The following is a 14,475-nucleotide window of genomic DNA, read 5'->3' on the forward strand; positions in this document are numbered from 1 at the left end:
TTACCCATTTACAGATATTTATTTATCTAATCTACACTATTTTAATATCTTTACGCTCTCTTTTCAATGCTCTTTTCTACAACTTTTACATTATTTTCACCCAGAAAGTTCGTCAAATTGTTCACAATCTCCTGATTTATGCAGATATTGTAGTTATTTGGCAGTCGTTTCATTGCTTTTATGGATGAAATGTAAATGACAACCGAATCTCTTCCATCCGAATCATGAAGCTTTCCATAAAGTTCCTGCTCCTTCGCCTCAAACTCTTCCTTCGTGGAAAACTGAAGCCAGAGTTCCCTTTTTACACTGTCAAAAGAAGTGATCTGCTCACAGATGATCTTTCCGTTCTTATCTTCCTCCACATTAGCCCGTCCGGTGATAAATACCTTCTCATCCTCATTTAATAAGGAACTGTACTTCTCATAGCTGTTCGGGAATACAATCACTTCCACAGTTCCGACGAGGTCTTCTAATGTGAGAAATGCCATGACTTTATTGTTTTTCGTGTACTTGACCGTCTTTTCTGTGATCATTCCGCCGACTGTGACTTTCTGGTTATCCTTTACCTTCACCTCATTTGTCTCTTCATCCAGGACAAAATCCGTTGTGACCGCCGAAATATTCTTGCGCCAGCGTTCCTCATATTCCTCCAGCGGATGTCCCGTCAGATAAATGCCGAGCACCTCTTTTTCAAAACCAAGCTTGATCTCCTTGCTGTACTCCTCCAGTTGTGGAAGACGGATCTCATAGTCCTTTTTCTCTTCCTCCGGCACAAGATCAAAGAGTGTCATCTGACCGGACATACTCTTTTTCTTCTCCGAGGCAAGGTTGTCCATGATCGTGGAAAAAACAGTGATCATCTGCTGTCTGTTTCCGTCAAGCCCATCTAGCGCCCCTGCTTTGATCAGGTTTTCCACCGCACGTTTGTTGACTTCACGGCAGGAAACACGCTCCAAAAAGCTTTGCAGTGTCTTATAAGTTCCATTCTCCTCACGCTCCTGCAGGATCAGATCCACGACCGGTCTTCCGATGCTCTTGATCGCATACAGACCATAGCGGATGTTATCTCCAACTGCGGTAAAGACACCTTCCCCTTCGTTTACGTCCGGTGGAAGCACTTTGATTCCCATCTGGCGGCAGGTAAAAATATACTCGGAAACTTTTCTGGTATTATCGATCACAGATGTCATCAGCGCTGCCATAAATTCTACCGGATAGTAATATTTAAAATACGCTGTCTGGTAGGAAACCACTGCATAAGCCGCTGCATGTGATTTATTAAATGCATATTTTGCAAAATCCACCATGGAATCGTAGATCTTATTCGCTGCCTGCTCGCTGATATCGTTTGCAATACAGCCTTTGATTCCCTGTTCCTCGTTGCCGTAAACAAAGTTCTGACGCTCTGCATCAATGACATACTGTTTCTTTTTGCTCATGGCACGGCGGATATTGTCCGCCTGTCCCATCGTGTACCCGGCAAGTTCCTGCACGATCTGCATCACCTGCTCCTGATAAACGATACAGCCATAGGTCGGCTCTAAGATCGGTTCTAATTCTTTGCATTCGTAAGTAATACTGTCGCGCTCATTTTTTCCTTTGATATACTTTGGAATAAAGTCCATTGGTCCAGGACGATACAGGGAAATTCCGGCGATGACATCCTCTAAGCTCTGTGGTTTTAACTCCTTCATGAAGTTTTTCATTCCGGCACTTTCAAGCTGGAACACACCCTCGGTTCTTCCGGTTCCGATGTAGTCTAATACTTTTTTATCATTGTAGTCGATAAGAACTGCATCCGGATCGGTATGATCATTATAATCGATGTGATTGACATCGATTTTGATTCCATGGTTCTTATATACGAGATCTGCGGCATCCTTGATGACCGTCAACGTTCTAAGTCCAAGGAAGTCCATTTTCAAAAGTCCAAGTTCCTCGATGGTCGTCATGATAAACTGTGTCGTGATTGTTCCGTCGGACGCCCTCGACAGTGGAACATACTCATCCATCGCTTTCTGTGAGATCACAACGCCCGCTGCATGCATAGAAGTATGCCGTGGCAGTCCCTCTAAACGTTTTGACATATCGATCAGTGTACGTACATTCTCGTCCGATTCGTACATGCCGCGGAGTTCCGGATTCATCTGCAGTGCTTTTTCAATCGTAATATTCAGTTCATTTGGGATCATCTTTGCAATAGTATCACAAAAACTATATGGCAGATCCATCACCCGCCCCACATCACGGATCACACCTTTTGCTGCCAGCGTACCGAATGTCACGATCTGCGAAACACAATCCTTGCCATATTTTTTCACGACATAATCGATCACTTCGCTTCGTCTCTCATAACAGAAATCGATATCGATATCGGGCATGGTAACTCGCTCCGGATTTAAGAAACGCTCAAACAGCAGATTATACTTGATCGGATCAATGTTCGTGATACCTGTGGTATAAGAAACAAGGCTTCCTGCGGCACTTCCACGCCCCGGGCCTACCGGAATCCCATGGGTTCTCGCATAATTGATAAAATCCCATACGATCAAAAAATAATCAACATATCCCATTTTCCGGATGACATTAAGCTCATAATCAAGCTTCGGAAGCAGTTCCTCATGGCGGTCCGGGTAACGCTTTACCAGTCCCTCATGACACAGCTTATTCAGATAAGTCCATGAGTCGTAACCTTCCGGCACCTCGAAATGTGGCAGTTTTGTCACACCGAACTCAATCTCCACATGGCAGCGGTCTGCGATCTTTTGTGTGTTGTCGATTGCCTGACTTGCAAAGGAAAAAAGCTTCCGCATCTCTTCCTCTGACTTCACATAATACTGGCCGCCCTCGTAGCGCATACGGTTCTCATCGGACAATTTCTTTCCGGTCTGGATACAGAGCAGGATATCGTGTGCCTCCGCATCTTCCGCGTAGGTGTAATGTACGTCGTTTGTCGCAACCAGTTCAATGCCTGTCTCCTGGCTCATCCGCACAAGCTGTGGATTGACCATCTGCTGCTCCGGGATTCCATGATCCTGTAATTCCAGGAAAAAGTTTCCTTTTCCAAAGCAGTTTTCATACTTTTCGGCAACTTTTTTTGCCTCATCATAAAGTCCTTTTACAAGATAGCGCTGTACCTCTCCCGCAAGGCACGCACTCAGCGCAATGATTCCACTGTGATACTGCTGTAATACTTCCATATCCACACGGGGTTTGTAATAATACCCATCCACAAACCCTTTGGATACAATTTTCATCAGGTTCTGATAGCCCTCATTATTCTCAGCTAACAGCACCAGATGGTAATAACGATCCTCCCCATGCGCTGCCTCTCTGTCAAATCGGGAGTTCGGTGCCACGTACACCTCACAGCCAAGGATTGGATTGATACCTGCTGCCTTCGCAGCCTTGTAAAAGTCAATGACACCAAACATCACTCCATGGTCTGTGATCGCTGCACTGTTCATGCCAAGCTCTTTCACTCTTGCAACATATTCTTTTATTTTATTCGAGCCATCCAGAAGGGAAAACTCTGTATGCACATGGAGATGGGTAAATGCCATTTTCTTTCTTCCTATTCGTTAAATTTTTGAATCTGCTCTTCCAGAAAAGCCGGATCATCAAAGTAATTGATCTTCATGGCCGCTTTGACTTCACTTAATGTCTGAGCTGCTGTCTCTGCTGCCACTTCGCTGCCTTTTTTCAAAATCTCATAAACACCTTCGATGTTCTTCTCATACTCGGCTCTTCTTGCGCGGATTGGGCTTAATTCTTCCTGAAGAACGTTATTTAAAAACTTCTTCACTTTGACATCGCCTAATCCACCGCGTTTATAGTGATCTTTTAACTCATCCAGATTTGCATATTCAGGTAAGTACTCTGCAAAATGTCCTTCGTTGCTGAACGCATCCAGATAAGTAAATACGGTATTTCCTTCGAGTTTTCCCGGATCTTCGATACGGATATGATCCGGATCTGTAAACATGGACATGACTTTTTTCTTCACATCTGCCTCGGATTCTGACAGATAAATACAGTTGCCTAAGGATTTGCTCATCTTTGCTTTTCCGTCAATACCCGGAAGTCTCAAGCATGCTTTATTCGATGGAAGCAGGATTTCAGGATCCACTAAAGTCTCTCCATACACTGCATTGAATTTGTGCACGATCTCCTTCGTCTGCTCTAACATTGGAAGCTGATCTTCCCCAACCGGAACAGTCGTTGCCTTAAATGCAGTGATATCGGCCGCCTGGCTGATCGGATAGTTGAAAAATCCCATCGGGATACTTGTCTCAAAATTACGCATCTGAATCTCTGCTTTTACCGTTGGATTGCGCTGCAGACGGGATACTGTCACCAGATTCATATAGTAGAAAGTCAGTTCTGTCAGTTCTGCCACATGAGACTGGATAAAAATATTGGATTTTGCAGGATCAAGCCCTACGGATAAATAATCCAATGCAACTTCCATGATATTATCACGGATTTTTGCCGGGTTGTCCGCATTATCAGTGAGTGCCTGCGCGTCTGCGATCATAATGAAAATCTTATCAAATTCCCCGGAATTCTGTAATTCCACTCTTCTTTTTAAAGAGCCGACATAATGTCCGACATGAAGCTTTCCTGTTGGTCTGTCGCCTGTTAAAATGATTTTTGGTTTCTTATTTTCCATATTAAAAATATCTCCTTATTTCTATACTGCCATCGTTCTTATTCCGGGCCTCCTGCCAGAAATAAAAACATACCTGTCTGTTATTATATAATTTTCTGTCTCATCACGCAAGAGCGCATCATGATTGTTTTTTGCCGAGTTTTTTGGTATTTATAAATTGTTTCAAATGTGATAAAATTTTAACGAAGTTATGACTGGAAGAAAGGAAATATCCAATTATCATCTAAAAAATTGGATGATACGTGTGAATTATGAAAATAGGACTTGTTGTAGAAGGCGGTGGCATGAAATGTGCCTACAGCGCCGGAATTTTAGATAAATTTTTAGATGACCATATTCAGTTTGACTACTGTATCGGCGTATCTGCGGGTGCAGCAAACACGCTGTCCTATCTTGCAGGACAACGTGGAAGAAATCTCCGTTTTTATACGGAACATTTAAGTGATCCCCGGTATTTAAGTGTACACAGTCTGATTCGAACCGGGAGTCTGTTCGGTCTGCAATACATTTACGGAACACTGACCAATTCTGACGGCAAAGACCCGATTGATTACGATGCAATCATGAAAAATCCAGCAGAATTTTATATGCCTGCCACGGATGCCGTCACCGGAACAGCCACTTACTTTTCCAAATACGATATTGTGCGCGACGATTATCGCACACTCATGGCAACCTGCGCCCTGCCGGGATTCTGTCGTCCGGTTCAGGTTAATCACCATTACTACTATGATGGCGGCGTTGCGGATTCTATTCCGGTGCAGCACGCTTTAGATGATGGCTGCGACAAACTTGTTGTGATTTTATCCAATCCAAGGGACTTTGTAAAACAGCCAGAAGCCCATCGCCCGATTTATAAACGGATGCTTCACAAATACCCAAAGACCATAGAAGGGATCGACCATCGCCACATCAATTATCAGGCGTCCATTGACCTTACCGCCAAACTGGAAAAAGAAGGAAAAGCTTTTGTTTTCGCACCAAGTAAACATTTAAACCTCGGCACTTTTTCCAAAGATGCGGCGCTTGAACAAAAACTTTATGATCTGGGTGTTTTCGATTACAAAACACAGTCTGGAAAGCTTCTCGCGTTTTTGCAGAAGTAACATAGCTTCGAAACTCTCTTTTTTCAGCTTTACTTCACAGTTGAAAACATGCAAAATACGGCTGCCACACAAAATGTCCTGTGTGACAGCCGCATTCTTATTTTATATCATTATTTTACTCTTGCCGTAAGCTTATCGCCCTCGGTATCGATCAGAATGGTATCTCCCTCTCTCACTTCATCTGCAAGGATCAGCTTTGCAGACAATGTCTCTACATGTTTCTGTAAGAAACGTTTCAGAGGTCTTGCACCATAGATCGGATCATATCCGTGATCAACAATGAACTGTCTTGCACTGTCTGAAAGTTCTACCGTAATCTCACGGTCAGCAAGACGTTTGTTCAGATCGTTCATCAGCAGATTGATGATATTGCCGATGTTGTCTTTTGTCAGAGGCTTGAACATAATGATCTCATCGAGACGGTTCAAAAACTCCGGTCTGAAATGTCCACGAAGTTCATTCATGACCGCTTCCTCACAAGCCGGATTGATATCACCATTCTCATCAATGCCCTCCAGCAGATGGGCTGATCCGAGGTTCGATGTCATGATGATGATCGTATTCTTGAAGTCAACGGTTCTTCCCTGCGAGTCTGTGATACGTCCGTCATCTAACACCTGCAATAATACATTGAATACATCCGGATGTGCTTTCTCGACCTCATCGAACAGGACAACCGAATACGGTTTTCTACGGACTGCCTCCGTCAGCTGACCGCCTTCATCATATCCGACATATCCCGGAGGCGCTCCGATCAGACGGGACACGGAATATTTCTCCATATACTCACTCATATCAAGACGCACCATATTGGATTCGTCATCAAAAAGACTGGCTGCCAGAGCCTTTGCAAGTTCTGTCTTACCGACACCGGTAGGTCCTAAGAACAGGAACGAACCGATTGGTTTGCTCGGATCTTTGATTCCGGCTTTGGAACGGATGATGGCCTCTGTCACTTTTGTGACACCCTCGTCCTGACCAATGACACGTTTATGCAGCTCCTCGTCCAGATGCAGTGTCTTGTTACGTTCACTCTCGGTCAGCTTTGCGACCGGAATACCCGTCCAGCGGGAAATAATACGTGCGATCTCTTCCTCGCTGACGTTCTCATGTACCAGCGAAAGATCTTTATTCTTAACTTCCTCTTCCTCAACTTCCAGCTGTTTCTGCAGCTGTGGAAGTTTTCCATACTGCAGTTCTGCCGCTTTTTCCAGATCATAATTTTGTTGTGCAGTCTTGATCTCATTCTTGACCTGCTCGATCTCTTCACGAAGTTTCTGGACTTTTTCAACTGATTTCTTTTCGTTTTCCCATTGTACTTTCTTTGTGTTAAATTCATCACGAAGTTCTGCCAGTTCCTTCTGAAGATCCGCAAGACGCTCCTGACTCAGACGATCCGTCTCTTTTTTCAGAGCTGTCTCCTCAATCTCCATCTGCATGACACGACGGTTTAACTCATCCAGCTCTGTCGGCATGGAATCCAGTTCCGTCTTAATCAGGGCACACGCCTCATCCACGAGGTCGATTGCCTTATCCGGCAGGAAACGGTCGGAAATATAACGGTTTGAGAGCACTGCCGCAGATACCAGTGCCGAGTCTGTAATTTTTACACCATGGAATACTTCGTAACGCTCTTTCAGACCACGCAGGATGGAAATGGTATCCTCAACGGTCGGCTCATCCACCTGTACCGGCTGGAAACGACGCTCCAAAGCAGCATCTTTTTCGATATATTCACGGTACTCATCTAAGGTGGTCGCACCGATACAGTGTAACTCACCACGGGCAAGCATTGGTTTTAACAGCTGGCCTGCATCCATCGCACCGTCTGTTTTTCCTGCTCCCACGATGGTATGAAGTTCATCGATAAACAGGATGATCTGTCCATCGGAATTTTTGATATCATCGAGAACCGCTTTCAGACGTTCCTCAAACTCACCACGATATTTGGCGCCTGCAACCAGTGCGCCCATATCCAGTGCAAATAATTTCTTGTCTTTTAATCCCTCCGGGACATCACCGCGGACAATCCTCTGTGCGAGTCCTTCAACAACAGCCGTCTTACCGACACCCGGCTCACCGATCAGAACCGGGTTATTCTTTGTCTTTCTGGAAAGGATACGAACCACATTACGGATCTCTGCATCACGTCCGATCACCGGATCAAGCTTCTGGTTTCTCGCACGCTCTACCATATCGTATCCGTATTTTTCCAATGTATCATAAGTTGCCTCCGGGTTATCGGATACTACTCTCTGGTTTCCTCTTACCGTTGACAACGCCTGCAAAAACCGTTCACGGGTAATTCCATACTCCTTGAAGATTTCCTTCATTGCCTTATTCGGATATTTGATCAGGCATAAAAACAAATGTTCCACGGAAACATATTCGTCTCCCATTGCTTTTGCCTCATCCTCTGCATGGACAAGTACCTTATTCAGATCCTGTCCTACATAAACCTGTCCGCCGGATACTTTTACACGGGCAGCTAAATGGCGCTCTGCGTTATCCACAAAATGTTCTTTCTGGATCTCCATTTTCTCTATTAATTTTGGAATCAGTCCATCCTCCTGACGTAACAGGGCGACTAAAAGGTGTTCCTGCTCGATCTCCTGATTTCCATATTCATAGGCGAGCTTTTCACAATCGTTAATGGCTTCTACTGATTTCTGAGTAAATTTCTGAATGTTCATACGCTTACCTCCCTCGTATTTATCTCTGTGATCTATGTGAAAAAGAAAAACCTTCTGAAAAACTTTCTGATGGAAAGAAAAGACCTTCCCACCTTGCTGGCTGGAACGTCTTCTGTCAGTTACGAAATTTCTTTCGCAGTGGTTTTCCTTTGTTACGAGTATGTTATATCACGAGTTGTTAGCACTGTCAAGATGTGAGTGCTAATATTTTGTGAAGAAATTGTGAACTGTGGATGGAAGGTAATCTGCGCTGATAATCTCCTCTTATTCTCCGAGCAGCAGCTCCCTGACTCTCTCCATGTCCATTCCATCTAACACAAAGTCTGCATCCGGCATGACCTTCCGTTTTTTTTCAGTGCCATCCGGTAATATGACGGTCTCTTCCGGCAGCTTTGGAGAAATGTTCGAATGAATATAAAAGGTATCGAGTCCGACACTCTTCGCTCCTGCGATATCGCTTATGCCATCGTTTCCAATCATGACGCTTTTTGTTATATCAAGATTATATTTATCAATCAATAATTGAAAAAATCTGCTGTCCGGTTTTTTTACCCCACAGGTTGAAGAGATAAAAATATCGTCAAAGTACTTTGCTATTCCAAGCGTGTGCATCTCATACTCTGTAAAAATGCGCTGTGCATTCGAAAGCAGATAAATCTTTTTGCCCTTCTTTTTTAATGCTTCTAACAAATCTATCACTCCATCATAGAGTTTTACATAATCGGTAGAGAGGATCCGGAAGAACTGCCCTGCATGAACGGCAAGTGTAGGATCTGCCTTCACGCCTTTTTCCTCAAAAAGCTTCTGAAAGACCTCTTCAATCTGAACTTCCGGATGTGCTTCATGAGCATCATCTTTTTTCTCAGATTTCATCTTATACTCCTCGCCTGCAATGATTGCAGCATATCTTTCTTTTAATTCTTCCGATGAATAATCGGCGTCATAATAGCCATAAAAAAGCGCCAGCTTTTTCCATACCAGAGGATCATTCTCCTCGGTATGGATATCAACCAGCGTTCCATATAAATCAAAAATATAATTATCGTAAGCTTTCACGTTATTATGCCTCCTGCTTTGTAAGTTCGATCAACTGCTGCATACGATCCGTGATCTTGTTCAGTACATCCGAATTATCTTCCTGTGCACTCATTGTCTCATTTGCGTGTGCAGATACCTCCTCTGAGATTGCCGAGATTGTTTCAATCGAATGCACGATCTGTTCATTTGCAGTTTTCAATTCCTCAATATTGCTGTTTAACTGCTCCATGTTGCTTTGGATATCAAGCGTATTGCTCTGGATATCCGAAAAATTATTGGCAGTATTCTCAGTGGACTGCTTTTCCTCATTAATTGCACCGATCATCTCGCGCACCACCGAAACCACCTCGCTGATCGCATTGGAAATATTCTCGATCAGCTCTGTAATATGTACCGTTGCCTCTTTGGTCTGTGTTGCCATACCGGAAATCTCTGTCGCAACAACAGAGAATCCTCTTCCGGCCTCACCCGCTCTTGCTGCCTCAATACTTGCGTTTAAAGCTAAAAGGCTTGTCTGCGAGGTAATACCGGAGATCAGTTCCACGATGGAATGCATCTCTTCAATGTATTTGTCTAATGTCTCTAGCTGTCCTGCAACGCTGTCACCTTTTTCTACGGAATGATCTACCTGTGATACGAGCACATCCATATCTTTTCCTGCGCTCTCAAGTACCTGCAAAGTCTGCTGCATACTCTGGTTAATGCGTTCCGCAACACTGCTGACCATCTCAACTTTCTGCTGGATTGCTTCTGTCTGCTGCATCTGTGTCTGCACAGCGTTTGCGGTTTCCGTCGTACCACTGCCAACCTCTGACATTGCATCTTTGGTCAATTTAGAAGCACTGTTGAGGTTCTCAACTTTTCCATAGATATCTTCCATTCCACTCTGCATCTGTTGTGACATATTGGAAATATCGGACAGCAAAAGTTCTGTCTTGCTCTGCGCTTCCTTAATATTCTCCATTTTCTGCTGATTGTTTGCATTCGATGTCTGCGCTGCATAGATAGAATACACTGCGACAAGTATCATGGCTGTCACCTGCACGATTGCCTCATCGCTGCCCTGATAACCGAACTTTCCGGTAAAAGCTCCACCAATCGTCATGATCAGGCTTAAGATAACCGTTCCTATATTGATCTGCACGGAAAATTTTACATCATTAAATACACTTACAAGTAAAATCATCGGTATGACAAGCACATAAATGTTCGCTTCCTCGGTCGTCAGCACCATGAAGGAATACGTAATGGCAAATCCGATTCCTACCGTGTGTTTGATCATACCTGTCTCTCTGTCCTTGAAAAAGAAAAACTGTCCCAGTATGACTGGGATCAGTGCCAATGCCGTGATCACCAGAAAATATCCAAGACTCCGCTCTCCCCTGATAAATCTGCACGCATAAAAGACGACCACGATCAACGCTTCTATGGTATGCCCTGTCAATGCGGTTCTGTTATTCCTCTGTGTATCACTGATCTGTGTTCCATTCATCTGCTCTTGTACTCCCTCTCTCCTGACGCTCTGTCAGTCTGCTATCACTGCCGGTTATTGTTTGAGTTTCCTCCTTTCACTATATCATTGATGGTTTCGCTCTTCAAGATTTTCTTTCCGGCAAATGACGTTATAACTCCAGTTTTGCCCGGAGTTTTGCAAGGATTTTACGCTCATTCCGGCTGATCTGCACCTGTGTCACTGCAAGTATTCCTGCCACCTCGCACTGCGTTTTATTTTCAAAATACCGCAGCCGGATGATCTGCTGTTCTGTCTCGTCGAGCGTATCCATCAGCTGCCTGATCACCATTTTGTTTAAAACAGCCTCCTTCTCCGGCTCCTCATAGACATCGCTCTGATCTCCAATCTGGTCAATGAGTAAAAGTTCATCTCCGTCTGAGCCGCAGACCGGCTGGTAAATGGACTCCACCCCACGGTTAGCGTCCAATGCCATCACGATCTCCTCTGTGCCAAGTTCTGTCATGGCAGATAGCTCCAAAAGACTCGGATCTCTCCCAAGCTCTGTTGTGAGAACTTCTTTTGCCCTGCTGATTTTGTATCCATTTTCTTTTAAACTCCTGCTCACTTTCACCATGCCATCGTCACGCAGGAAACGCCGTATCTCCCCTGTGATCATAGGCACTGCATAAGTGGAAAATGCAAGGTTTAACGACAGATCAAAATGATCGATCGCCTTGATCAGCCCGATACATCCAATCTGAAACAGTTCCTCCCTGTCATGCCCTCTTTTTTCAAATCTGCGGACAATTGCGTGCACCAATCCAAGGTTGTCCGAAACGACTTTGTCCCTGGCTTTTTTATCCCCATCCTGTGCCTGTCTGATCAGTTCCGCCTGTCGCACCATAGGCTAGCCTTCCTGATTTCCCAGTCTTCTTACCATATGTACGCTTGTCCCTTTTCCCGGCTCGGATACTACCTCAAGCCTGTCCATAAACGCTTCCATAAAAGAGAATCCCATCCCGGAACGCTCTAACTCCGGTTTTGTCGTATAAAAAGGTTCCATCGCTTTTGACACATCCGCAATGCCTGCTCCTGTATCCGAAACGGTGATGGAAACCTCATCCCCACAAATCTGACACAGGAGTTCCACTTTCTGTTCCGGTTCATGGTAACCATGAATGATCGCATTCGTCACCGCTTCGGACACGGCCGTCTTGATATCCGCAATCTCGTCTAACGTTGGGTTTAATTCTGCTATAAATGCCGCCACCGCCACCCTGGCGAAACTCTCATTCACCGACCTGGCATCAAATATCAGTTTCATCTCGTTCTGACTGCTCATTTTTACTTCCTCCACTATCTCCTATTCTTTTACCTGAATGATTTTTTTCAACCCGGATACGGTAAATATCTTGTCCACGCGCTCGTTCAGATGGCACGCACTCACATCCCCACCGGAATAGCCTAAGTTTTTGCACCGCCCGATGATCACCCCAATCCCGGAGCTGTCCATAAACTCTGTCTCTGTAAAATCAAACACAAGATGTCTGACATGGTAGGTGTCGATCAGAAGATCTGTCTCCGTGCGGATGCGGTTTGCCTGATGATGGTCTAACTCACGCGGCACATAGACAACTAAACATCCTTTTTCCATAATATACTGGCTTTTCATGCTCTTGTTCCTCTCTTTCCATTCTGCTTATGATTTTCAACAATAGAATGCTCGCTCCGCAGACATTTTATTGTCATGAATAAAAAAAGAAGGAGTCTCCCCGGAATTTCCGGTTCGATCTCCTTCGTACTTTTTAATATCAGTTTGTCTTTTTATTAACGGGCGGTGTCTGTCTCACTCTGATCCAGATAGTTCTGTGAGTTTGCAGCGCGCTCTGTATTTGGATACAATTCTACCACTTTCTGATAATAGATTTTGGCATTTTCCATATCCTCGTTCTTGCGGTATGCCTGTGCAAGATAGTACAGTGCATTTCCATTCTCATAGTTTTCATCCATCTCGACGACTTTGGAAAGTGCACTCACGGCATCATCATACTTTTTGCCGGAATATGCATCATAACCTTCCTTATATAATGCAGCCATGTATTCGGCATTCACCTGTGCATTGATGGTATCATAAATACTCTTTGCATCTGCACTCAGGTCATCCACATTGACACTGCTCAATGCATCTCCTGCCTTCTCAATGTCTCCTGTGGTGTATGTCTCATATGCAGTCAGAAGTTTGTCATAGCTTTCCAGTTTGTTGGCAGATTCTTCCTCGCTGTTCTTCGCATCCGTAATCTGACTGGTAAGGTCATCCACCTGACTCTGCAGGCTTGTGATCGTCTGATTCTTGGAAGAAATCGTATTATTTGCATCCAGCACTTCTGCTTTCGTATTGTTCATCACGGTTCTTCTCACGCCAGGAACCACAAGGAAACAGGTGATTGCAATTCCGATTGCGATTCCGATCACCATGTTAATGATCGTACCGACTGCAGAATTGTCCTTCAGATATTTTGGCTGGATGATTGTCTCATTGCCACTCTGATAGGAAATGAGTTCATCATTCTTCTGCTTCTTGCTCGGATTCTGCTCTCTTAAGGCTGCATTGGCTTCTTTCAGATAGCGCAGTGTCACAGTATTATTGGCATCAATTTTTCCGGCATTCCGCAGTGATTTCTTCGCAAGATCATAGCGTCCTTCCTGAATATATAAAAGCGCCAGAAGCTGATGTCCACTCACCAGCTTTGGATTCAGCGACAATACTTTTTTCAACTGAATGATTGCAAGATCACGGCTGTTCTGCTTGCAGTAAAGCAATGCCTGATTGTATTTCTTGATCGTCTGATTGACAGAATCCAGTCTTACCTGATTCTTCTGCACTTCATCTAAGTACCTGCTCGCAAGATTATCCTTCGGCTGATAATTCTTACTGATCACCCACTCCGTGAGGGCAGTCACCACTTCTCCCATCTCGTAGTAGATCAATCCAAGCAAATTTCTTGCATCAATATTTAATTTATTAAAACGCAGACTGATTTTCAGGCTCTCAATTGCCCCTGACAAATCCCTGACACCGGCTTTCTCCAATGCATCATTGTAATAGGCATTGGATGCCATCAAAATCTTTTTGTATACTTTTACATTCGTTCCGCAGTTCTGGCAGTTATCTCCCTTGCCAAGCTCTGCACCGCAATTATAACATCTCATGAAAAACCTCTCTATCTGTCATGCCACTGTGCATGTGATCTACCTGTTATCTGTTCTGCTGCTTTAATTCCTGCAGCATTTCCTGCATAACATCCGTCATGTCTGTCAGCTCATGATTATAGATTGCCTGCTCTGCCTCTTCCACTTCCAGACTTGGTTTAAAGTTTTTCAATTCTTCTTCAAAATTTATCATATTAATTCCCGTACCTTTCCTGTACTGACTGATCATTTCTCTCCTGATCCGCCTGTACATGCTTAACTGCAGACTGGCTGATCATTTCTTTCTCACTGATTGATTATAAT

Annotated in this window: 11 protein-coding genes; 1 reads left to right on the plus strand and 10 read right to left on the minus strand. The window is 44.2% G+C overall.

The window, feature by feature from the left end; genetic code table 11:
• Positions 1-50: 50 nt before the first annotated feature.
• On the minus strand, positions 51-3,563 hold the full coding sequence (locus tag ROSEINA2194_RS10790) for a DNA polymerase III subunit alpha (protein ID WP_007886723.1): 3,513 nt from the start codon (positions 3,561-3,563) through the stop codon (positions 51-53).
• 11 nt (positions 3,564-3,574) lie between these two features.
• On the minus strand, positions 3,575-4,672 hold the full coding sequence (gene trpS, locus ROSEINA2194_RS10795; protein ID WP_007886724.1) for a tryptophan--tRNA ligase: 1,098 nt from the start codon (positions 4,670-4,672) through the stop codon (positions 3,575-3,577).
• A 251-nt stretch (positions 4,673-4,923) separates the two neighbouring features.
• Here trpS and ROSEINA2194_RS10800 point away from each other — a divergent pair, with 251 nt between their 5' ends.
• Positions 4,924-5,778 carry a patatin-like phospholipase family protein gene (locus ROSEINA2194_RS10800; protein ID WP_007886725.1) on the plus strand — a complete coding sequence of 285 codons (855 nt, stop codon included), beginning with the start codon at positions 4,924-4,926 and terminating at the stop codon, positions 5,776-5,778.
• A gap of 110 nt (positions 5,779-5,888) precedes the next feature.
• Here the strand turns inward: ROSEINA2194_RS10800 and clpB are convergent, their stop codons facing one another.
• The 8 genes from clpB to ROSEINA2194_RS10840 form a co-directional block, all read right to left on the minus strand.
• Positions 5,889-8,471 carry an ATP-dependent chaperone ClpB gene (gene clpB, locus ROSEINA2194_RS10805; RefSeq protein WP_007886726.1) on the minus strand — a complete coding sequence of 861 codons (2,583 nt, stop codon included), beginning with the start codon at positions 8,469-8,471 and terminating at the stop codon, positions 5,889-5,891.
• Between the two features lie 264 nt (positions 8,472-8,735).
• Positions 8,736-9,527, minus strand: a complete 792-nt coding sequence (locus ROSEINA2194_RS10810) for an HAD family hydrolase (RefSeq protein WP_007886727.1) — start codon at positions 9,525-9,527, stop codon at positions 8,736-8,738.
• Between the two features lie 4 nt (positions 9,528-9,531).
• Complete coding sequence (locus ROSEINA2194_RS10815) at positions 9,532-11,001, minus strand: methyl-accepting chemotaxis protein (RefSeq protein WP_007886728.1); 1,470 nt, start codon at positions 10,999-11,001, stop codon at positions 9,532-9,534.
• Between the two features lie 130 nt (positions 11,002-11,131).
• Positions 11,132-11,866 (minus strand): SigB/SigF/SigG family RNA polymerase sigma factor, encoded by a 735-nt coding sequence (locus tag ROSEINA2194_RS10820; RefSeq protein ID WP_007886729.1) that lies wholly within the window; start codon positions 11,864-11,866, stop codon positions 11,132-11,134.
• Between the two features lie 3 nt (positions 11,867-11,869).
• Complete coding sequence (gene spoIIAB / locus ROSEINA2194_RS10825) at positions 11,870-12,304, minus strand: anti-sigma F factor (RefSeq protein ID WP_021924069.1); 435 nt, start codon at positions 12,302-12,304, stop codon at positions 11,870-11,872.
• Between the two features lie 21 nt (positions 12,305-12,325).
• On the minus strand, positions 12,326-12,634 hold the full coding sequence (locus ROSEINA2194_RS10830) for an STAS domain-containing protein (RefSeq protein ID WP_007886731.1): 309 nt from the start codon (positions 12,632-12,634) through the stop codon (positions 12,326-12,328).
• Positions 12,635-12,789: 155 nt separating this feature from the next.
• The gene (locus ROSEINA2194_RS10835) at positions 12,790-14,172 is read right to left on the minus strand and encodes a tetratricopeptide repeat protein (RefSeq protein WP_007886732.1); all 1,383 of its coding nucleotides are present in this window, start codon (positions 14,170-14,172) and stop codon (positions 12,790-12,792) included.
• Between the two features lie 46 nt (positions 14,173-14,218).
• Positions 14,219-14,401 carry a hypothetical protein gene (locus ROSEINA2194_RS10840; RefSeq protein WP_007886736.1) on the minus strand — a complete coding sequence of 61 codons (183 nt, stop codon included), beginning with the start codon at positions 14,399-14,401 and terminating at the stop codon, positions 14,219-14,221.
• Between the last annotated feature and the right edge of the window lie 74 nt (positions 14,402-14,475).

The sequence above is a fragment of the Roseburia inulinivorans DSM 16841 genome, from assembly GCF_000174195.1.
GTDB classification, from domain to species: domain Bacteria; phylum Bacillota; class Clostridia; order Lachnospirales; family Lachnospiraceae; genus Roseburia; species Roseburia inulinivorans.